Raw genomic sequence first — 21,890 nt, 5'->3', positions numbered from 1 at the left:
GGCTTTACTATTGTGAGAAAGTAAGAGACATGTGATGTTTTTACTATAACACCCAAGAAAAAAAGTAAATAAAACCCTATAAAAGTAAGTAAATGTAAAATAATTACGTGAATTAGTTCACAAACACCCCATTTTTCGTTGTAACAATGTAATATTTCTGTAACATAACGACTTTTTGACAAAATTCTTCATTGTATATTGGACATTTTTTTACAGTCATTTAAAAGATGAGAAGTTAAAAAAACCTTTATACAGCAGGGGTTCACGTAAATGTATGAATAAAAAGTTATACTTATATACAGAAAATGGGAAACTTTTAACGGTATTGTAACATAACTCGCCTCTTTTTTATGGTATAACTATGTCTATGAGGAAAGGGGACTATTACTTTATGAAAATTTTAAAGCGTATGACTCTTGTAGCAGTCACGGGAATGTTCTTCACGGCAGGCATAACAGAGACTCACGCCCAATCGAATGAAGAAGCGCTCCAAAGTACTGAACAACAGCTTAAAGAAAGCGAAAAGACTGTTCAACAAAAAGAAAAAGAGAAACAGTCAATCGATACGGACGTAAAAGCATTACAAAGCGAATTAGATTCTTTACATAAAGTTATTTCTGATAATGAGAAAGAATTAGCTTCAACTGAAAAGAAAATTAAAGAAGCGAAAAGCATGATCGAGAAAAAGAAAGAAGAGATTGTAGAGCTTCAAGAAAAAGTTCTTAGTCGTAAAGACATTATTGAAGAGCGTTTAGTTGCATTGCAACATGATGATAAATCGAATGCTATGCTTGAAATGGTAATGAACGCTGAAAGCTTTGGTGACTTAGTTGCGCGCATGGGTGCAGCAACAACGCTTCTATCAGCAGACAATGATATTTTAAAGCAGCATCAACAAGACTTAGATCAGATTGAAAAAGATAAAAAAGAAATTGATAAGCAAGAAAAAGTACTAGAAAATGAAGAAGCTAATTTAAAAGCAAAAAAAGCTGAATTAGAATCAAATATCTCAAAACAAACAGCTGCTCTAACAAAAATGCAAGAGAAGTACAGCGCAGTTGTAAATGATATTGAATCAGCTTCATCTGAAAAAGCAAGCCTGCAGTCACAGTTAGCAACAATTCAAGATAAAATTTCTGCAGAGCAACAAGCGGCAAAAGAGCAAGCTGAAAAAGTAGCTAAAGAGAAAGAAGAAGCAGTTAAAGCTGAAAAAGAAGAAACTCAACGTCAAGCAGAGCTTGCAACAGCTAAAGCTGAAGTAAAGCAAGAAAAGAAGGTTGAAAGCACAAAACCAGTTGCTAAAACAGAATCAAAACCAGCTGCAAAGCCAGCATCTAAGCCTGCTTCTGAGTCTAAACCAGAAAAAGTAAGTGGCAAAGAGATGTATGTTCAATCAACAGCATATACGGCAAGCTGCGCAGGCTGTAGTGGTAAAACAGCAACAGGCATTGATTTAAAAGCTAACCCTCACTTAAAAGTAATTGCAGTTGATCCATCAGTCATTCCTTTAGGTTCTAAAGTGTATGTAGAAGGATACGGAGTCGCGGTTGCTGGTGATACAGGTGGCGCAATTAAAGGTTATAAAATTGACGTATTCGTACCAAGCCAATCTGCAGCGATGTCATGGGGACGCCGCACAGTAAAAATAACGGTACTTAACTAACAAAAAGCATGGGACTCTTCCCATGCTTTTTTATTACCCGATTTTACAAGCACCAAACTGTTATATATAAGTTACTAGAGGCAAGAAATGTTTTTATCAAAAGTTTCTCCTGTGAAAAAGCCCTGCAGTTTACGAGGAGGCTGCTGAAAGGAAGCAAGCTATAATGGAAATTACGCCAAGTAAAGAGGGGGGTTAAAATTATAAGAAACAAGTAATGTGGTCATTAAAAGCATGCCAAGTAGAGAGAATCGTTAGTGCCTTTAAATAAATTATTGCTGCTAAAAGGTCACCTTAGCAAAAAAGTCTCTTTGCAATAGCAAAAAAAACTGTTTTCCTTTTTCACCAGCTAGCAAACTACATTTTTGTAGCGTGAAATACAATTGTTTACAACTTTATAAAGGAAAGAGTGCTAAATACCTAAATTCCAACAAGTGATTGAATTTTCAAATTACTTATACGGAGGGGTTTTAGTTAACAAATGGTTAACTTATTCTAAACTCTTCTCTTTACTAGCAAACGTTATCCTTCTTTTAGCAAAGCCTTCCTTACTGTATAAATTTAAACAAAAGGCAAAAATGTATCATTTTTGCCTTTTATTTTTACCATTGAGTAAATGGTCAATCCTTCATATAATTTAACTAAGTTAATTGTATCCGCTTACATAAAGCTTGCAAAAAGGCAAAAAAGAATTATGTAACGTTTACATCAAACTCAAATTTTGTAAGAAAAAGAAAATGAGTTTATTCAGAGGGGGATTATGATGAAGCGTTGGTTTGGTCTTATCAGCTTTACACTTATTTTCACGCTGATCTTAGCGGGATGTGGAGGAAAATCAGCAGACGAAGCAAGTGGAAGCGGTAGTAATGGAAAAGAAGTAGTTGCTTGGGCATGGAATATTAACGTTCCTGTTTTAGAAAAGGCAGCTGAAGAATACCAAAAAGAAAATCCAGACTTTAAATTAAAAGTTGTAGATATGGGGCGTGAAGACGTTTACTCAAAACTAACAACAGGTTTACAAGCAGGAGGTAAAGGTCTTCCAGATATCGTATTAGTGGAAGATGATCGCTTCCAAGGATACGTTAACTCATTTCCAAAAGCATTCTTAAACCTATCGGAAAAAGGCTTTGATGAGCACGGTGATAAATTCCCTGAATTTAAAAAGCAGCTGCTTTCCAAAGATGGTGACATGTATGGCTTCCCGTTTGACGCTGGTCCAACAGGTGTCTTCTATCGAACAGACTTCTTCGAGCAAGCTGGCGTAGATCCAGCTACAATCGAAACGTGGGATGATTACATTGCTGCTGGTAAAAAAATTAAAGAAAAAGTCGGCGTTGATTTACTAGGTCTTGATTTAAACAATGATGACGGATTATTCCGTATTGCATTAACACAACAAGGTACCTTCTATTTTGATGATAAAGGTGAACTTAATTTAACATCTAAAGAGTCTCAACAAGCAATGGAACTTAACAAAAAGTTAAAAGATGCTGGTGTTGTTCGTAACACAGTTGGTTGGGATGCTTCAATCAGTGCATTAGCTGAAGGCAAAGTAGCATCTTCTCCATCAGGCGCATGGTTATACGGTTCAATTGAGCAACAAGCACCTGATCTAAAAGGAAAATGGGGGGTGTTTTTACTTCCATCATTTGAAAAAGGTGGAAATCGTGCTTCAAACCTAGGTGGCAGTAACTATGTCGTAACAGCAAACAGTAAAAAAGCTGATGAAGCTTACAAATTTATGGAATACTTCTCGACAACAGATTCAGTTCAAGAAGCAGCAATGGAAGGTGGATTATTCCCTTCATTAAATACTGTATATGATTCAGAGTTATTCACACAGCCTGATGAATACTTCAGCAACCAAACGATTTGGAAAACGTTCGCAGATGAAATGCAGGATATTAAACCAGTTAACTTTACTGGGAACTATTCGCTTGCGAATGATGAAGCTGTAAAAGCTGTATCAGAAGTAACGAATGGCAAAGACATTAAAAAGTCATTAGAAGCAGCTGAAAAGCGTTTGGAAAATCGCATTAAGTAAGCATTTACTAAAAAAATAGAACGTTAAGCAAGCATTGAATTGGCCATATCCCCTGCTTTTTTGAAGCAGGGGATTCAACTCAAAGTCTCATGCTTGCGGTGTAAAACGGAGGTCATCATGAAAACAAATAAATCATTGCCATATGTCTTTATTGCACCTGCCTTGATCTTGTTTGCATTATTTACGATTTATCCAATCTTTTCTTCATTTCTTTTAAGCTTTCAAACAATGGATGCAGGTGAATATACCTTTACAGGTCTTTCAAACTACACGCGCTTACTTGGAGATGATATTTTCTGGACAGCGCTTGGTAATACGGGAATCATTTTAATTGTTCAAGTTCCAGTAATGATTCTACTTGCATTAATATTAGCAAATGCGTTAAACAGCCAGCTACTGAAGCTAAGAGGACTTTTCCGTGTATCCTTCTTCTTACCAGCGGTGACGTCTTTAGTTGCATATTCAATCTTATTCTCCATCATTCTTCAAGATGAAGGAATCATGAACACGTTACTTGGGTTTATCGGTATAGATCCAATACAATGGCTAGGAGATCCTTTCTGGGCGAAAGTTTCAATTATCGTGGCGATGACTTGGCGCTGGACAGGCTACAATATGGTTATTTTCTTAGCTGCATTACAAAGCTTGTCTCACGAAGTTTATGAAGCTGCAGATTTAGACGGAGCTAATCGCTTTCAAAAGTTTTTCCATGTGACGGTTCCACAGCTTAAACCAGTTATCTTATTTGCAACCATTTTATCAACGATTGGAACGCTACAATTATTCGATGAGCCTTTTAACTTAACTAAAGGTGGTCCAGCCGACTCAACGATGACGCTTGGTTTATACATTTATCAAAATGGCTTCGAATATTTTGATTTTGGTTATGCATCAGCAGTTGCATATGTTGTTGTATTACTAGTGGGTGTATTAACATTCTTCCAATTTAAATTTACGGGTGATAAATAATGAGTGTAGTAGAGAGAGTACAGACGACAACTGTTAATACAAAGTTAAATGCGAATAAAAAAAGAAAAAGTGGATTGCTGAGAAAAATTGGTTTGTACCTTTTATTAGGTATTTTTACCGTCATTTCTATATTTCCGTTCTATTGGATGTTTATCGGTGCTACAAACGAATCGGGTAAGATGTTTACTAACCCGCCAACGTTAATACCTGGCGATCAGTTTATGACGAACTTTCAAAATTTAAATGCCTCTATTGACTTAGGACGTGTGTTCTTTAATTCAATGTTTGTATCCATTGTATATGTCATTGTAGCGCTAATGGTTTGTTCGACAGCGGCTTATGCATTATCTAAGTTTGAATTCAAAGGAAGAAACCTTATTTTTACAACGTTTTTACTATCAATGATGATTCCATATCAAGCAACATTAATACCGCTGTTTCAAATGATGTCTAATTTCAACCTATTGGATACGTATTTCGCGTTAATCGCACCGCAGCTTTGCTATCCATTTGCTATCTTCTTGCTAAGACAAAACTTTTTAGCTTTTCCAACGGAGTTAATTGAGGCTGCGCGACTCGATGGAGCTGGAGAGTTTAGAATTTTCTTAACGATTGTACTGCCTTCTATGAAGCCAGCAATGGCAGCAGCTGCAATCTTCCTGTTTATGACGCAATGGAACAATTTCATGTGGCCTCTTGTTGCGACCACATCAAATGAAATGGCAACATTACCTGTTGCGTTATCTAGCTTAATTGGCTTATCGTTTATTGACTATGGACAAGTAATGATGGGCGTTACAATTGCAACAATTCCAATCATTATTTTCTTCCTTGCACTTCAGCGTCATTTTATCTCAGGGATGTTAGGAAGTGCTGTAAAATAAGAAAAAGCTCCGATTATCGGAGCTTTTTTGTTGGAAATGATTACGTTTTCAATGTATGCTAGAAACAAATCAAAAACAAAGGGGAGAAAAAATATGACAAGGATTCCAGTAGCAGTACAGCTTTATACGCTACGAGATGAGTTAGAAAAAGACTTTAAGGGTACGATTAAAAAAGTGGCGGAGTTAGGCTACGAAGGCGTAGAGTTTGCAGGTTATGGGGGATATTCAGCACAAGAGGTAAGAGAGCTTTTAGAGCAAGTAGGCTTACAAGTTGCAGCTAGTCATATCTCGTTAGAACAGCTTGAAGAGAACCTGGAAGGTGTTATTGCGTTTGAAAAAGAGCTTGGTAATACAGCGATTGTATGTCCGTATTTACTGCCAGAGCGACAAACAGAAGATGGCTATAAACAACTAATCAGCGTATTAAATCACGCGGAGGGTCGCTGTTCAAAAGAGGGTATTAAGCTTTATTACCACCATCATGACTTTGAATTAAAGAAACTACAAAATGGTAAGTCAGCTCTTGAAACAATTTTAGATGAAACAAATGTAGGCGTAGAGTTTGATGTATACTGGCTTACAAAAGCAGGAGAAAATCCTGTTGAATGGATGAAGAAATATCAAGATCGCGCTCGTTTAATTCATTTAAAAGACATGACGACAGATGACAAGCAGCTATTTGCACCTCTTGGAACTGGAGGAGTGGACATAACTGCCATTTTTAATCAAGCTGAAAGTATGGATGTTAAATGGTGGATTATTGAGCAAGATCAATGTGAAGGTTCAGCGTTAGAAAGTGTTAAACAAAGCTTAAACTATTATTTACAGCATGCATAAAAAACACATCTGCACATTCGTTTCGTTAACGAACTGTTGCAGATGTGTTTTTGGTTTTAAGGGGTCCATTCAATTTCACCGCATTGGTTATCATAGTCAATTTCAACGTGGAAGTCGTGTTTTTCATAAAAATGAACTAGTCGATTAACATGATCCCAATCGCGCTTTGCGATATCGCCTTTAATAGTGTGTATATTTTGATCAAGAGCTACTTCTTTTAAATAGTTCATGCAGATAGAACCATACCCTTTGTTAACTGGCCCTTTAATGTCACCAATATGAATGGTGTGGTCGTCTTCATATACCCCATGAATGGCAAAATCCCAAACGCCTTTATACGCTTTATGACAATTGTTAATCATAATTTTGCATTCATTTCCGTCATTTTGTGCCGATACAATAACTAGTTCATTTTCTTCAGGTTGATCAACACCAATGACCTCATATTTTTTAGCAATTTCTTTTAAGTTATCTTGCATGCGATATAACTGAAATTCTAATTCATCTAATGTTTCTTGTAATTCTTCCGCATCTTTGGGTTCTGATGGAGTAAATGCACTCAACACTGATATAATCTCCTTTCATCTAATTTACATTTTAGGAAAAATAATAATTGTGGAAAAAGCGTAGTGGTTATAGATTAAATAATTAGTCATAAGAATAAAAACTGAGGTGCTCTTTTTATCATTTATAACTAGGATATATTGTTCATATCATAAAATAAACAACGTTAACTACCCTAACAAATGAAGTAGTGATTGTCAATCATAAGCCCATATTTTAATAGGTTGAAGAGGTTGTTTGCAATTGTAAAATGAGGTATATTTTTCTAGAGTAATAGTTTGGAAATTGGTAGGTCTTTATAACTGATAAAAAGTAAACCATTATATGTTAATATTAAGGTTTTTTATATAGCATAATGAAAAAACAAAAAAGGTGTTGTCTAAAATGGAAAAATATCAGGTAGCTTTGCTAATGAATATACGCAAGCAGTTGCAGGAATGGTTTGAAAAAAGTCAACCCGTACAGTACCAAGATGTAAAACGTTTCTTGCATTCGTTGGCTGGTACGTCTCAAACAATTGGCCTTGAATATTTAGGAAAAGTATCAGCAGAGCTTTTGGATGGGATATCTGAAAATCCACAGTCAACTTGGGATACAAAAGAACTACAGATCCTGCTAATTGATATTATAAAAATTTGTTATAAAGATGAGATTGTAGAAGTTGAGCAAATTATGGCCAACGATAAGCCAGCTCAAACATCAGCTAGTATTTTATTAATTGATGATGATTTATCCATTTTAATTTACTTGAAAGAGCAATTTGAACAGCAAGGCTGGCACGTCTTTGTAGCGTCAAATAGAGAAAAAGCGATTACTGCTTTTTATGAATTAAAACCCGATTGCCTTATTTTAGATGTATACATGCAGGAAGAAGATGGATTTGAACTACTTTCTTATTTTAACGAGCAGGCGAGGCAACGTTTCATTCCGACAATTATGATTAGTGCAGATAACAGTAGAGAAACAAGGATTAAAGCATTTCAAATGGGAGCAGATGATTTCTTAGCGAAGCCTCTTGATATGGAAGAGTGTCTAGTAAAGATTGAGCGTCACTTAGAACGCCGTAAGCTGTTTACTGAGTATTTATTGGTAGATGAATTAACAGGTGCTTATAACCGCAAGTATTTAACCGAAGTGTATAAGCAGCAACAAACAAATTACATTCGTAATAAAGAAGCTTATTGCATCGCTATGATTGACTTAGACCATTTTAAAAAAGTAAACGATACATATGGTCATTTAATGGGAGATGAAGTCCTACAGAGATTTGTGAAGCATGTAAAATCAAATATTCGAACAACAGACCAGCTGTTTCGCTATGGTGGTGAAGAATTTGTATTACACCTTCCAAGGACGAATGCTGAAGAAGCACAAACAACATTGAATCGTATTTTAAGTAGCTTTGGAAAAGAATCTTTCCATATTAATAATCAGACTTTCTTTGTCACATTTTCAGCTGGGGTAGCTGAAGTGAGTAGTGAAAGTACTCTGGAAAACATATTAAATCAAGCTGACCGCGCACTTTATACAGCAAAGGAAAAAGGGCGTAACCAAGTAGTAGTATCGTGTTATCACCAACAAATGAAGCTGAAGAAATTTAACTTAGCCATTATTGACGATGATCCAATCATTCGTACTATGTTAACCGAATTACTCGGGCGAATTGATCTTGGAAATCGCTACGAGGTGCAAATTCATACGTATAAAGACGGTTTAGAGTTTATGAATTCAACTATTATAAATGAAGATACTCATTGCTTTGTTATCTTAGACGGAATGATGCCAAAAATGGATGGATTAGAAGTACTCCAGCGATTGAGAAAAGAAAAACGCCATGATCAATTTACAGTGGTGATGTTGACATCAAGGAATAGTGAAAATGATATTCAAAGAGCCTTGCAGCTAGGAGCAGATGATTATATGACAAAGCCGTTTAAGTTAATGGAATTAGAAGCAAGAATGCAGCTGTTAATGAAGAGAGTGAAATAATATGGAAATCATCAAGATCCAGTGGGTGTTTTATTTGTTTTTGATTTTGTTTGTGTTGTTGATAATTTTCTTCGTGTATTTACTTATGAAAAAAGCCCGTGTAAATCGTAAAAGAGAGCAAGTAGAGAATTATAAAGAAAGTATTCAAGAGTCATTTATGCAGTATATGTACTTACAGGATGAGAGTTTAAGGATAAGTCCAAAAAATAGTGTGCAGATTATAGCTGTCGAAGAACTACTACTAGGACTTGTAAAAGTAGTGAATGGCGAAGAGTTGCTGGAATTTATTCAACGCTATGCAAAAAAAGAATTTGGGAATGTATATCGCAATCAGCTGAAACATCGACGGTGGAGCGTGCGAATGAATGCTTTATATGCAATTGAAGAGCTACACATGGTATCACTCCTGGATGATGTTCTAAAGGTACTGGATAAAAAGAGAGTTACGATAGCGGAGGAAAGTCAAATATTAAGAATGCTAGTGCTTTTTCAACATCCAAAGTATGAACAATATCTATTGAGTAATCGTTATAAACGCTCAGAATTTACGTACCGATCTTTGTTAGGAATGATGAGTGCTGAACAATTTGAACGGTTCGTTGTTCGATTTAAAGAACACAAGGAAGCTGTACAGCTTGCAATAATAGATGTGATTGGGATTAATAGGAAAATTGAGCAACTTTCGCTTTTAGAAAGCCAGCTTTATTCTACATCAGATGAAGCTCGTATTAGAGCTTTAAAAGCACTGCATCAACTTTCCTACGTTTCAGAGACATCGCGTTTGGTGAAGCATGTAAAATCAGATTTATGGGAAGAGAGAATGATGGCAGCAAAGTTATTAAGTAAAGTACAGGAAGAAGATGCACTGCTGTTGCTAGAGAAGCTATTAAATGACCGTAGCTTTCTTGTTCGGTCTAATGCAGCTCAAGCTATTACTCAGGCTCCAAATGGATATGAGCGGCTACGTGTGATTTCAGCGGAAACACAAGATCTCTTTGCACGTGACATGGCGAATGAATGGCTAGAAAAAGGCGGTGAACGAAGTGTTTAATACCATATGGCATTATGTTTTATATTTCCTTGGTACAGCTGTATTGATCTATATGGCAGTTGTACTCCTTTTTTATTTTGTTATGTTTTTAATTTCAGCTGTGCAATTAAGAAGACAGTACCAGCTGAATGATAAACAGCCTTATGAAGACTTACTGAAGGTTAGCTACACAACACCACTATCTATTTTAGTTCCTGCGTATAACGAGGAAAAAGGAATCATCGGCAGCGTTCGTTCTCTTCTTAGTATCGAGTATCCAGAATACGAGATAATTGTCGTTAATGACGGTTCATCAGACGGTACGATGAAGCAATTAATTGAAGAGTTTCAGCTGAAAAAAGTGAATCGAGTTATACGACAGCAGTTACAAACAAAGCAAATAAAAGCACTTTATCAATCAGAGATCTACGAATATTTATATGTAATTGACAAAGAAAATGGAGGGAAATCGGACGCTTTAAATGCGGGGATTAACATCTCACATTATCCTTATTTTTGTTCAATTGATGGAGATTCGGTACTAGAACGCGATGCATTTTTAAAAGTAATGAAACCAATTATTGATTCAAATGGCGACGTAATTGTTTCTGGAGGGAGCGTTCGGATTGCCAACGGTTGTCGAATTGAAAATGGAGCCGTTGTATCTGTAGGTTTAGCAAGAGAGCCACTTGTTGTAATGCAGGTCATCGAATATTTACGGGCATTTTTAATGGGGAGAATTGGATTGAGTCGACATAACTTATTGCTAATTGTTTCAGGAGCATTCGGCGTATTTTCAAAACGCTGGGTCATTGAAGCTGGTGGATATTCAAAAACAGTTGGTGAAGATATGGAGCTTATCGTTCGCCTTCATCGCCTCTTAAAAGATAAGAAAGAAAAAAAGCAGATTGTGTATATCGCCGATCCTGTTTGTTGGACGGAAGCACCAGATGAAATAAAATATTTAAGTCGTCAGCGTAACCGTTGGCATCGGGGCTTGTTTGATAGTCTTTGGAAACATAAGAAAATGATGTTTAACCCAAAGTACGGAAGTATTGGAATGGTATCGATGCCCTATTTCTTTTTTATTGAGTTAATTGGCCCAGTTGTGGAATTAGCAGGTTACTTATTTATTTTAGTTTCTCTTATTGTAGGCGGAGTATATCTAGAATTTGCTTATTTACTGTTTATGATTATGGTTATTTATGGTTCGCTCTATTCAATGGCAGCAGTATTGCTAGAAGAGTGGAGTCTCAAAAAATTTCCAAAAGTACGAGATATTGCTGTTTTATTTTTCTTCTCGCTTACAGAATCATTTTGGTATCGACCGTTAACAGTAATTTGGCGCTGTCACGGGCTCATTGATGTTTTACGTAAGAAAACAGGCTGGGGTGACATGCAAAGAAAGGGTGTGTCGCAATGAGAAAATGGCTTTGGACAGCAGGGATTACGGTTATTATATTGCTAGCTGTATCTCCATTTATTGTATGGGCTTTAAAAGGAAAAACGGACTTTAGTGTATTAATTATTGATAAAACAGTACCAAATTCAGAGTATCGGGAGCATCAAGGGCTTGTGTGGATGTTAAATCAGTCTAAGTTAGTTAAAGGCGGGAAAGCCTATGACCCCAAGAAAGACTATGTAGGATTTGTTCCAGAGGATAACGGTAAGTATACAATTCGCTCGTTACCAAAGAACAATGACTATGACATGATTTATTTAGCAGATGGATACGGAGTATATGAAGAGGATTTGAAGGACGGTGTGCAAGAAGGCAATCGCTCTAAGCTGTTGTATGGGGGAGTAACATCAGAAGATATTGCCTTTATCCGCACGTCTTTATATGATCACCATTCAACTCTTGTTGGAGAATTTAATACGTTTGCAAGTCCAACTCCCAAAGAGGTACGAGCAGAGCTTTACGATCTCTATAATGTCACTTGGACAGGATGGATTGGTCGTTATTTTGAAGATTTTAGCAGTAGTGAAGTTCCAAATTGGGCTAAAGTAGCGTATCGAGAGCAGTTTGGAGAAGGATGGGCTCTCAAAGGTAAAGGGTTATTATTTGTAAATGAACAAAATGAACTAATTGTAATTACCGAAAAAGAATTAAAAGATAATCCAGTTTGGTTTCAGTACACCAAGAGCGGTCAGAAGGAACTTGGGCTGAATGATGAAGCAGCATATCAGTATTGGTTTGATGTTATCCAAGCACAAGATGAAAGGGAGATTCAAGCAACCTATACGTTGAACTTAAAAGGCTCAGCTAAGCAAAAACTTTTAGAGCACAATATTCCAACAACGATTCCAGCAGTAACGTATCATAAGACTAGTAAATATGATACGTATTACTTTGCAGGGGATTTCGCAGATGAAGGAGAAATACCTGCTTTCCATCAAGCATCTTTTTATCCAACTTGGAAAAAATGGATCACATCTTTGCGAAGAGATGATTCGACTGCTTTCTATTGGAATGTATATATTCCGCTAATGAAAGAGGTTGTCACTCAAAGTAAAGAGGCGAAAGACCAAAAGCTTCCGATTGAAGTCTATAGTGGCAAGGACTATCAATCTACTGGAAAAGCAGGAGACGATTATCTGCAGGTTTATAAAGACGGAAAGTGGCAAGACATTCTAGTAAAAGGTGTTAATATGGGGATTGCGAAACCTGGACATTTTCCTGGAGAGACGGCTATTACAAAGGCAGAGTACATGAGATGGTTTAAGCAAATAGGTAAAATGAATGCCAACGCTATTCGGGTATATACGATTCATCCTCCAGGTTTTTATGAAGCTCTAGCTGAATACAATCAGCAAGCAAAAGAGCCTCTTTACATTTTCCATGGTGTGTGGATTAATGAAGAAGTATTTTATGAGTCGCAAGACGCTTTTTCAAAAGAAAATACATCTGAGTTTGTAGATGAAATTAAGCGCGTAGTTGATTTAGTTCACGGTAACGCAACATTACCAAAGCGTGCAGGGCATGCAAGCGGGACGTATAAAGCAGATGTTTCGCCATATGTACTTGGATGGATGATTGGAGTGGAGTGGGACCCAGACGTTGTATTATCAACTAATGAGAAGCATCAAGGAATGAAGGATTTTAAAGGTAAGTATATTTACACACAAGGAGCACAGCCGTTTGAGGTATGGCTCGCTGAAATGATGGAACAAACCATTGATTATGAACAGAAAAATTACAAATGGCAAAGGCCTATGAGCTTTACAAACTGGGTGACGACGGATTTATTGACGCATCCATCTGAACCTTCAGTAGACGAAGATAAAGTAACAGTTAATCCAAATCTAATTCATGCAACGGATCAGTTTGAACCAGGGTTGTTTGCTTCGTATCATATCTATCCTTACTACCCGGATTTTTTAAACTATGAATCTCGCTATGTGAGTTATGTAGATCACCGTGGTCAAAAAAATAATTACGCTGGTTACTTGCAGCATATGAAAGAAGTTCACGACATGCCGCTCCTTGTGGCTGAGTTTGGTATTCCAGCTTCCCGAGGTTTAACACACCGCAATCGATACGGATGGAATCAAGGATTTCATTCAGAACAAGAACAAGGAGAAATGCTAACGCACTTGTTTGAAGACATCGTCGAAGAAAAAATGGCTGGAGGACTTGTTTTCACATGGCAAGATGAGTGGTTTAAGCGAACGTGGAATACAATGGACTATGACAATCCTGACCGCAGACCGTTTTGGAATAATATGCAAACTAATGAACAGCATTTTGGTTTACTAAGCTTTGAACCGGGACGAGAGCAAAAAGTAATTATTGACGGAAAAGAGGATGATTGGAAGAAAGCAACAACAGAAAGCAGTTCCTCTTCTTCATTAAAGAACTTCCAAGTAACGAGTGATGAAGGATATTTATACGTAAAAGGGAAGTCAGACAATCTTAAAGATGAAAGTTTATATGTGCTTTTCAACACAATTAAAGATCAAGGTCAGTCGAACATAAAGCAGCTACCAGGCTTAAAAACACAAGGCATTGATTTTGTCGCTGAACTTAATGGAAAAGAAAACAGTCATCTTTGGATTGATAGCTACTATGATACGTTTTATTTTTCTTATGCACATAAGCTGCAGATGATTCCAACTGTACCGTATGCGAATCAAAAAGATAACGGGGTGTTCCATCCAATTCGATTAACGCTTAATAAAGAGCTTAAAATTAAAAATGAAAGCGGACAGAAAGAAACTATTCCGTTTGAATCATACGAAGCTGGAAAGCTTAAGTTTGGTACCACAGATCCCAAAGACAAGGATTTCGATAGCTTAGCAGACTATTATTTGAATCAAAAAACAGGTGTCTTTGAGATTCGTATTCCATGGGCGTTATTAAACATGAAAGATCCGAGTTCTAAAGAAGCAATGGGAGACGTATGGAAAAAAGGTGAGCTATCAGAAAGTGTAACTTTGGATGGAATTGATCTGGCTGTTGTAGCAGTCAATCACAAAACAAAAGCAATAACGGATACAATTCCAGTTATGAAAGAGAACCGTTTGCCATCTGAAAGCTTTTATCACTATACATGGGAAATGTGGCAGGAGCCAACTTATCACGAGAGGTTAAAATCGTCTTATTATATTTTACAAGATACTTTTAAAAACCAGCATTGAGGAGGAGAATAATGGCGAAAATTTTACTTGCTGAAGATGAAGCGGTGCTTCGTATGTTAATTGTAGATACGTTGGAAGATGAAGGGCATGAAATAGTAGAAGCACAGGATGGTCAAGAAGCTGTTGAATATGCACAAAAAGAAGACTTTGATTTACTTATTGTGGATTATATGATGCCTGTGTTTACCGGTTTAGAAGTAATTCAGAAGCTAAAAGCAATCAATAGCGAGAAGTATAAACACATTCTCGTATTGTCAGCTAAAAATCAACTTGCTGATCAGTCTAGGGTCATTGAAGCAGGGGCCACGCACTTTATGTCAAAGCCATTTAGCCCTTTGGCACTAGCGGAAAAGGTTGAGGATATTTTAAATGAAAACTAAATTAAAAGTGGGAAGAAAGAGTATTTCTTCCCAGTTTATTTTACTGATACTAGTGTTTTTTGTTATGTTTGCAATCGGTTCTGTTGTGCTTATTAACGCTCAACAAAATATTGCCGAAACGTTTGACGAGCAGCGTAAAGAGTTAACGAAAAAAGAAAAGCTAATTATTGCGATTAAAAAGGATTTAAATGAAGCTTTTCTTCAAGCTCGAGGCTACATTGCATTTGATAATGAGAGCATGTATGAGCAAGCATTGAGTAGAAAAGAACCTCTACAGCAAAATATTGATGAGCTATTCCTTTTAGCTGACGAAAAGGATCAAGCTATGATTCGCAACCTTGATAATTTTGTAAATGTTTATTTCACCGAGACGATGCCAACATTTAAAGATGTGTATGTTAAGAAGGGAATAGAGGAAATACGTAAGAGTCAAAAGCGCAAAGATGCCACAGCAGGCGTTGAAAAAGTTCAACAAGACTTAAACGCATACCAACAGCAACTCTCAGATGAAATAGATGTAGCTTATGCAGATGCTTCTACGAATATGAATCAAAGCCAATGGTTCTTTATTGGTCTGTTAGGGTTCAGCTTACTAGTGCTCGTTGTATTAACAAGGGTCCTATTAAAACGAGTTGGAAAGCCTCTGAACGAGCTTGCTTATGTGGCTAGTGAAATTGCTGATGGTAAAGATTTATCTTATGAGCTAGATGAAAAGCGTGAGGATGAAATTGGCGTACTATCCAACGCTTTTTATAAAATGGTACGGAGCTTACAGGCGAATGAACAGGAATTGCTCGCTCAAAACGAAGAGCTAACTGCACAACAAGATGAGCTGCATAGTCAGCAGGATGAATTGCAAAGTGCATTAGATAAAATGAAAGAACGAGAGCATGAATTAGAATCGCGAAATGATTTTATAGATGAATTGAAAAATTCTCTGAAAAAACAAGAGGTCTTAGATAGCATTGTAAAAAACATGCGAAAAGTAATGAGAGTAGATTATGGATTCATTGCTCTTTTAAATGAAAAAGGGCATGCTTCAATTGGACTGTCAAATAGTGCCGTAGACCAAGCTCTTACAAACTTAGATAGTCATTTAGCTCTGCTTAAAGAAGAACATCAGCCTGTTGTTATTAAGCGGCTATGCCAACAGTCAGAGAAGCTTTATCATGAGAAAGAAATGTATGTATATGACGTTGTTGTACCAGTCATTTCATCCAAAGGTGAACTGATTGCTTGTATGTGCTACAGCCGATACACTAACGATTTTTCAAGTAACGATCTAGATACTTTCTCTGCTTTAAGTAAACAAGTAGCGCTTACATTAGAGAAAATTAATATTTACGAAGAGTCTGAGCATGATCGTTTATTGTCTCAGGATGTACTCAATTCTATTAAAGAAGGCATTCAGCTTGTGGATGTATCAGGTAAGGTTTTACAAGTGAATACAAATATTTGTGAAATCTTCGGGTGTCAGCATTCAAAAACTGTTCTTAACTCACCGTTGGATGAATGGACGAAGCAAATTAGTGAACGAGTAGATAATAGTGAAGAGCTGCTAGCATTCATTACTGACACCATTAATATGTCTAAAAATCGCCAGTCAACTGTCATATATCAAGTAAATATTGCAGGAGTAAATCGTGTAATTCAAGTATACAGCGAATACGTTTATCGTAACCGTCAGCATTTTGGCGTTTTATTTGTTCACCGAGACATTACAAAAGAGTTTGAAGTAGATCAAATGAAATCTGAATTTGTTAGTACAGTAAGCCATGAACTTCGAACACCGCTAGCGAGTGTATTAGGCTTCACAGAACTTATGTTAAACAAAACGCTTCGACCAGAAAGGCAAACGAAATATTTAAATACCATTTACCAAGAAGCTCAGCGTTTAACAGCTTTAATTAACGATTTTCTTGATGTGCAAAAAATGGAATCTGGAACGCAAACGTATCACAAAAATTATGTGAATTTAGTTCCGGTTTTAAAGCAAGTGGTAAACGTTCAGCAGGTGAATGCAGGAAAGCATACCTTTGATATCATTACAAGTAGTGAAGATCTTATTGTTTTTGGTGATGAGGATAAGCTCATACAGCTATTTAACAACTTAATTCACAATGCTGTTAAGTATTCGCCAGATGGTGGGAATGTACAAATAAAAGCACTTGCAGAGCATGATAAAGTGCATATCTCAATTAAAGATGAAGGAATTGGAATTCCAGAAGAAGCAATAAATAAGCTATTTACAAAGTTTTATCGCGTAGATAATTCAGATATGAGAAAAATTGGTGGAACAGGATTAGGGCTTTCTATTGTAAAAGAAATCGTTAAATCACACCAGGGTGAGATTAAAGTTAATTCAGAATGGAAAAAAGGAAGCACATTCACCGTTAGCTTGCCTTTAATGACAACTCATTCTGTTGAACAAATTGAGCAAGAAAAAGAAGACGGAAAGCGCAGCATCATCATTATTGAAGATGATAAAAGTTTAGCAAGCCTGTTGCAAGTAGAGCTAAAAGAAAGCGGTTTTTACGTTCGACATTTTGATCGAGGCGAAGCTGCAATAGAAGCGATACAAGCTAATCCGCCAGAAGCTATTGTGTTAGACATTATGCTGCATGAGCATGAAATGAACGGGTGGGATATTTTAAAGATGCTGAAAGGTGATCCAACTACTGAACATATTCCAATTTTTATTTCTTCAGCTCTCGATGAAAAGAATAAAGGCATGGAATTTGGAGCGTATGCTTATTTAGTGAAACCGTACCAACCTAGTAAATTAACAAATACAATTTTGCAAATGATTGTAGAAAAAAATGAAGGAAACGGGGAGATCTTAGTTCCACGATCAGATACAGAATAGTGTAAAGTAAAACGCTAGAGCGAGACAGGATAAAAGAGTGGTGAAAGCCATTCTTTCTTTTAAAAATAACTTGAAAACGCTATCATAATGTGGTTTTATTAAACTGTAGGCATAACAATGATGACCTTTGAACAACTTTTTACCTCCTTATTTGATATAAGGAGGCTTTTTTTATAAATTAGTCATAACTAGTCGATAGTATATAAAAAGGAGGGGGAATATGGATATTGCCCACATTATCGCGGAAGAAAAAATCAAACAAGCGATTAACGATGGTGATTTCGATAATTTATCAGGAGCAGGAAAGCCGCTACAGCTAGAAGACCTGAGTCATATTCCAGAAGAGCTGCGTCAAGCATATCGAATGATGAAAAATGCAGGCATGGTTTCAGATGAGAAACAGCTAAAAAAAGAAGTCATTACGCTTGAACAGCTGGCAGCTGTTTGTAACGGTGATGAAAAAGCTGATGTAGAACAAAAATTAACAGAAAAAAAAGTAAGGCTACAGCAAATCGTAAAGCAAAAAGGCATGGCGTCTTCTCCCTCTTATCGTCAGTATCAACGAAAGATTCATGCGAAATTTTTTGACTAACAAACGAGAGACAGCTAATATAGGAGTACAATCTTTTAGAGAAATAGTATGGTAAAGGCACGATCGGAGGCTAGCAGCTTGAGAATATTCATTTTGCTTCTTAGCATTATATTATTAGTAGCTTTTTGCTGGTATATTTTCTCGTCCCAAACAAAGCGTGCAAGTTCGTCGGGAGAAATACCTGTTTTGTTTATACATGGATATTTAGGAAATCAAAATAGCTTAGGTACGATGATAAAACGATTTGAAGAAAACAATTGGGGGCAAAAATCAGCTTACTGTATTGTGAGAAGTGATGGAACAGTACAGTGGAAACAAAAAGGGAAGTTAGCGGGGCATCTGCCTATGGTACACATTGTGTTTAAAAAGGCAGATGCAAGTCTGGAAGAGCAGACGAAATGGGTTGGACGTATTATCGATGACTTAAAGAAAATGTACCATGTTTCCTCTGTTGATTTATTAGGTCATAGTATGGGTGGTTTAACTGCTACAGCAGTTAGCTTAGAAAGACCTAAAGATGTTCATAAGTTGGTAACGCTTGGATCGCCGTTAAAGGGATTAGACTATGGTGAACTAATGGAAATGTATCCACATGCAAAGAGTCATCAGGCGTCTGAAGGAGCTCGCGATTTGGTCTTTCACTCTGCTGCATTAAGAGACATCCATGCTAATAAAGAAGATTTCGCAAAACATATTGATGTGTTTTCCGGAGCTGGAGATATTGGCGATGGGACTGATGGAGTTGTGACGATTGAAAGTGCCTATGGACTTGATTCGTTTACCGAGCATATTCACTTTCATACGTTTCATGAATCGCATTCAAATTTACATGAGAGCAACGAAGTAGATGAAGCCGTTTATCAATTTTTAAAAAGAGATTAAAAGCATGTATATGATGACATATACATGTTTTTTTTGTTTAATTAAAAAAGTATAGTTGACATTGATAATCATTATCATATAAACTGATAATAATTATCAATTACTAATTGGAAACAATAAGCTTTTTTAACATAAGGAAGTCTTAGAGAGACTGAATTGAAATTTATAAATAGAAAGGGAGAAAAATCAATGGATAAACATTTAGTCGTAGTAAAGGCATTTAGTCATGAAGTAAGCTGCTGTTGTCCTGGAGAAAGTCACCAACACGTTATTACCTTTCACCAAGGAGACGTATGGACATTGACTGATGAACGGAAATATATTGATTCGTTAGGATGGCATTCCTTAATGGATGTCAATCGAGAGTTTCAATGTTTCATAAGCACTGAAGAGCTTCAAGATTTATATCTGAACGGAGTCATTTGTTCAATCCTAGATTTAGATCTTCAAATGAATCATTTAAACTTTAAGATTAACGAAGCTCTCGATACGCAAAACCGCGAACTATTTCATTCAATGGTTAGCAAACGGTTTAAATTGCAAAAGATAAGAGATAAAGTGGATACAATTCATGCACAAATTGTTTAAATGCGAGTAAGAGGAGTAAAGAAATGGCAAAAATTCTAATTGGATATGCAAGTATGTCTGGTAACACAGAAGAGATAGCTTATCTGTTAAAACATAAAATTCAGAGTGCAGGACATGAAGTACATATGGAAGAGCTTGAATTATTAGATGTACAAGATTTACAAGCGTACGATGGTATTTTACTCGGAGCGTATACGTGGGGGAACGGAGATTTACCTTATGAAGCTGAAGATTTCTATGACAATTTAGGTGAAATCAACTTAATTGGTAAAAAAGGCGCTACTTTTGGTTCTGGGGACCGCGTTTATCCAGAGTTCTGTGCGGCGGTAGACTTACTTGAAGAAAGGTTAAAAAAGTGCGGAGCGGATATTGTTTGCACCGGTTTAAAAATTGAAATGGCTCCTGAGATGGAAGAAGATATTCGAGCCTGTGAAGCATTTGCTGTTACTTTTTTAAATGAACTAAATATTAGCGCTTATTAACAAAAACCTTCTGTACGATTACAGAAGGTTTTTGGTTTAACTGAATGAATAAAACTGGAAAAACACAGGTTTTAAAGAGATACAAAGTGGAATAGTAGTGGTAACAAATCGTATGATAAAGGAGATGGAACTGTGTTTGGATTAGATGATATTCCTAAATTTTTGTTTTCGTTTTTGCTCATTGTTCCTATTGTATCTATTATCCATCAGTCAGGTCATTCCTTTATGGCCTTACTATTCGGAGGACAGGTAAACTTTACAATTGGAAAAGGAAGAACAATCTTTAAATGGAAGAAAATTAAGTTGAAATCAATATATTTTTTAGACTCCGTCTGCGTATATGAAAAGCTAAAATATGATAACCGTTTTTCTCATGCTTGTGTCTATGCGGGAGGATCATTGGCTAATTTAGCATCCATCTTTATTGTAAATAGTTTAATTGAATCTAGTTTTTTCACAGCAAATCTGTTCTTTTATCAGTTTGTTTATTTTTCAGTTTACTATACGGTATTTTCTTTATTACCCGTTAGATTTTCGGAGAACTCTTCAAGTGATGGTCAAGCTATCTTTGATGTGCTTCGCCATGGAAAAGCATCATGTAATCCTGATTAAGGTAAACTTTTCACCTGAATATCCCTTTATTCTTTATAATAAAGAATAAAGGGAAAAAGGAGTGAGGGTATGCTGTACTTAATCCGTCATGGACAGACCGAATGGAATAAAAAGAAGCTTATTCAAGGGCAGCGCAATATAGGACTTGATGAGCAAGGCATGAAGCAAGCTCAGCAAGTTGCACGATTTTTAAAGAATGAAGGAATTGAAAAGTTATATTCAAGCGATTTAACGAGAGCTTACGATACGGCAGCAGCAATTGCGACTGCATCCGGTATTAATAACATTGAAACATGTGAAAGATTGAGAGAGCGCTCTTTTGGCCAGCTAGAAGGAAAGCCGGTTGCTTCATTAAGAGACCTAGTTCCCAATTATGATACAAATTGGGGAAGCGAAGCTTTATACGATATGGAAGCACTAGAAGTCATTCAAGAGCGCCTTTTAAAACGTCTAACGGAAATTATGGAAGAATCTAAAGGAAGAAAGGTAGCCGTTGTGAGCCACGGAGCCATCATTAATACCTTTATCCACTACGTAACAAACGGAGAGCACGGCACAGGAAAAACAGCTCTGCAAAACACGAGCATCACAACCTTTACCTACGAGGACAAAAAGTGGAAGCTCCAAATCTTAAACAACCACAGTCATCTTGTTTAATAAGATAAATTTTATCGTTATTTGTATGGATGCTATAAAAGGCTGGGACATAAGTAATTCAACTAATAAAAAACCTGAACGGTTGAGGGACTGACCCCGTAAAGTGAGACAAATAAAAAACACCTTTAAGTTGAAAACTGGGTATGTAGTACCTAACCATCACTTGGAGGTGTTTTTTTCTATGGGAACAAGAGTTAGTTATCCAGTCGAACT

18 protein-coding genes are annotated in these 21,890 nt (G+C 36.5%); 17 read left to right on the top strand and 1 reads right to left on the bottom strand.

Annotated features, from left to right (window positions below; genetic code table 11):
- Positions 1-391: 391 nt before the first annotated feature.
- The 5 genes from EPL02_RS06130 (at position 392) to EPL02_RS06110 (ending at position 6,394) form a co-directional block, all read left to right on the top strand.
- A complete protein-coding gene (locus EPL02_RS06130) occupies positions 392-1,663 on the top strand; it encodes a 3D domain-containing protein (protein WP_094912293.1) in 1,272 nt (423 codons plus the stop codon).
- Between the two features lie 760 nt (positions 1,664-2,423).
- Positions 2,424-3,704, top strand: a complete 1,281-nt coding sequence (locus EPL02_RS06125) for an ABC transporter substrate-binding protein (protein WP_094912294.1) — start codon at positions 2,424-2,426, stop codon at positions 3,702-3,704.
- Positions 3,705-3,821: 117 nt separating this feature from the next.
- Complete coding sequence (locus EPL02_RS06120) at positions 3,822-4,673, top strand: carbohydrate ABC transporter permease (RefSeq protein ID WP_094912295.1); 852 nt, start codon at positions 3,822-3,824, stop codon at positions 4,671-4,673.
- 77 nt (positions 4,674-4,750) lie between these two features.
- Positions 4,751-5,557, top strand: a complete 807-nt coding sequence (locus EPL02_RS06115) for a carbohydrate ABC transporter permease (RefSeq protein ID WP_094912435.1) — start codon at positions 4,751-4,753, stop codon at positions 5,555-5,557.
- 93 nt (positions 5,558-5,650) lie between these two features.
- Entirely contained in the window at positions 5,651-6,394 is a 744-nt protein-coding gene (locus EPL02_RS06110; protein WP_131887263.1) for a sugar phosphate isomerase/epimerase family protein, read from the top strand.
- Between the two features lie 56 nt (positions 6,395-6,450).
- Here the strand turns inward: EPL02_RS06110 and EPL02_RS06105 are convergent, their stop codons facing one another.
- Positions 6,451-6,957, bottom strand: a complete 507-nt coding sequence (locus EPL02_RS06105) for a hypothetical protein (RefSeq protein ID WP_094912437.1) — start codon at positions 6,955-6,957, stop codon at positions 6,451-6,453.
- A 385-nt stretch (positions 6,958-7,342) separates the two neighbouring features.
- On the opposite strand from EPL02_RS06105, the gene EPL02_RS06100 reads away from it, so the two are divergent.
- The 12 genes from EPL02_RS06100 to EPL02_RS06045 all read left to right on the top strand — a co-directional run bounded on the left by EPL02_RS06100 (position 7,343) and on the right by EPL02_RS06045 (position 21,677).
- Positions 7,343-8,947, top strand: coding sequence for a response regulator (locus EPL02_RS06100; protein ID WP_131887262.1), 1,605 nt, complete (start codon positions 7,343-7,345; stop codon positions 8,945-8,947).
- 85 nt (positions 8,948-9,032) lie between these two features.
- Positions 9,033-9,998 (top strand): HEAT repeat domain-containing protein, encoded by a 966-nt coding sequence (locus EPL02_RS06095; RefSeq protein WP_165932523.1) that lies wholly within the window; start codon positions 9,033-9,035, stop codon positions 9,996-9,998.
- Positions 9,991-11,400: a glycosyltransferase family 2 protein gene (locus tag EPL02_RS06090; protein ID WP_094912301.1), complete on the top strand. Its 1,410-nt coding sequence runs from the start codon at positions 9,991-9,993 to the stop codon at positions 11,398-11,400. Before EPL02_RS06095 ends, EPL02_RS06090 begins: the two co-directional genes overlap by 8 nt.
- On the top strand, positions 11,397-14,618 hold the full coding sequence (locus EPL02_RS06085; protein WP_131887260.1) for a hypothetical protein: 3,222 nt from the start codon (positions 11,397-11,399) through the stop codon (positions 14,616-14,618). The genes EPL02_RS06090 and EPL02_RS06085 overlap by 4 nt, the downstream gene beginning before the upstream one ends.
- Positions 14,619-14,629: 11 nt before the next feature.
- Positions 14,630-14,998: a response regulator transcription factor gene (locus EPL02_RS06080; protein ID WP_094912305.1), complete on the top strand. Its 369-nt coding sequence runs from the start codon at positions 14,630-14,632 to the stop codon at positions 14,996-14,998.
- Positions 14,988-17,864: an ATP-binding protein gene (locus tag EPL02_RS06075; RefSeq protein WP_131887259.1), complete on the top strand. Its 2,877-nt coding sequence runs from the start codon at positions 14,988-14,990 to the stop codon at positions 17,862-17,864. Before EPL02_RS06080 ends, EPL02_RS06075 begins: the two co-directional genes overlap by 11 nt.
- A gap of 220 nt (positions 17,865-18,084) precedes the next feature.
- Positions 18,085-18,456 carry a DnaJ family domain-containing protein gene (locus EPL02_RS06070; RefSeq protein WP_131887258.1) on the top strand — a complete coding sequence of 124 codons (372 nt, stop codon included), beginning with the start codon at positions 18,085-18,087 and terminating at the stop codon, positions 18,454-18,456.
- Positions 18,457-18,534: 78 nt separating this feature from the next.
- Positions 18,535-19,338, top strand: a complete 804-nt coding sequence (locus tag EPL02_RS06065; protein WP_131887257.1) for an alpha/beta fold hydrolase — start codon at positions 18,535-18,537, stop codon at positions 19,336-19,338.
- A gap of 189 nt (positions 19,339-19,527) precedes the next feature.
- Complete coding sequence (locus tag EPL02_RS06060; protein WP_131887256.1) at positions 19,528-19,926, top strand: hypothetical protein; 399 nt, start codon at positions 19,528-19,530, stop codon at positions 19,924-19,926.
- A 23-nt stretch (positions 19,927-19,949) separates the two neighbouring features.
- Positions 19,950-20,408 (top strand): flavodoxin, encoded by a 459-nt coding sequence (locus EPL02_RS06055; RefSeq protein WP_094912313.1) that lies wholly within the window; start codon positions 19,950-19,952, stop codon positions 20,406-20,408.
- A 132-nt stretch (positions 20,409-20,540) separates the two neighbouring features.
- Positions 20,541-21,020 (top strand): zinc metalloprotease, encoded by a 480-nt coding sequence (locus EPL02_RS06050; protein WP_062686939.1) that lies wholly within the window; start codon positions 20,541-20,543, stop codon positions 21,018-21,020.
- A 69-nt stretch (positions 21,021-21,089) separates the two neighbouring features.
- Entirely contained in the window at positions 21,090-21,677 is a 588-nt protein-coding gene (locus EPL02_RS06045) for a histidine phosphatase family protein (RefSeq protein WP_094912314.1), read from the top strand.
- Positions 21,678-21,890 lie beyond the last annotated feature (213 nt).

The organism is Bacillus sp. CBEL-1, assembly GCF_004348885.1.
In the GTDB taxonomy this organism is placed as follows: Bacteria; Bacillota; Bacilli; order Bacillales; family Bacillaceae_H; genus Priestia; species Priestia aryabhattai_A.
The sequence above is the reverse complement of the archived record's forward strand: the minus strand, read 5'-3'. Positions and strand labels throughout refer to the sequence as shown.

Bases quoted from the DNA above. Each gene is read 5' to 3' on its own strand.
- EPL02_RS06130 (WP_094912293.1), top strand. From the start codon at position 392: ATGAAAATTTTAAAGCGTATGACTCTTGTAGCAGTCACGGGAATGTTC.
- EPL02_RS06125 (WP_094912294.1), top strand. From the start codon at position 2,424: ATGAAGCGTTGGTTTGGTCTTATCAGCTTTACACTTATTTTCACGCTG.
- EPL02_RS06120 (WP_094912295.1), top strand. From the start codon at position 3,822: ATGAAAACAAATAAATCATTGCCATATGTCTTTATTGCACCTGCCTTG.
- EPL02_RS06110 (WP_131887263.1), top strand. From the start codon at position 5,651: ATGACAAGGATTCCAGTAGCAGTACAGCTTTATACGCTACGAGATGAG.
- EPL02_RS06100 (WP_131887262.1), top strand. From the start codon at position 7,343: ATGGAAAAATATCAGGTAGCTTTGCTAATGAATATACGCAAGCAGTTG.
- EPL02_RS06095 (WP_165932523.1), top strand. From the start codon at position 9,033: ATGAAAAAAGCCCGTGTAAATCGTAAAAGAGAGCAAGTAGAGAATTAT.
- EPL02_RS06085 (WP_131887260.1), top strand. From the start codon at position 11,397: ATGAGAAAATGGCTTTGGACAGCAGGGATTACGGTTATTATATTGCTA.
- EPL02_RS06080 (WP_094912305.1), top strand. From the start codon at position 14,630: ATGGCGAAAATTTTACTTGCTGAAGATGAAGCGGTGCTTCGTATGTTA.
- EPL02_RS06075 (WP_131887259.1), top strand. From the start codon at position 14,988: ATGAAAACTAAATTAAAAGTGGGAAGAAAGAGTATTTCTTCCCAGTTT.
- EPL02_RS06070 (WP_131887258.1), top strand. From the start codon at position 18,085: ATGGATATTGCCCACATTATCGCGGAAGAAAAAATCAAACAAGCGATT.
- EPL02_RS06060 (WP_131887256.1), top strand. From the start codon at position 19,528: ATGGATAAACATTTAGTCGTAGTAAAGGCATTTAGTCATGAAGTAAGC.
- EPL02_RS06055 (WP_094912313.1), top strand. From the start codon at position 19,950: ATGGCAAAAATTCTAATTGGATATGCAAGTATGTCTGGTAACACAGAA.
- EPL02_RS06045 (WP_094912314.1), top strand. From the start codon at position 21,090: ATGCTGTACTTAATCCGTCATGGACAGACCGAATGGAATAAAAAGAAG.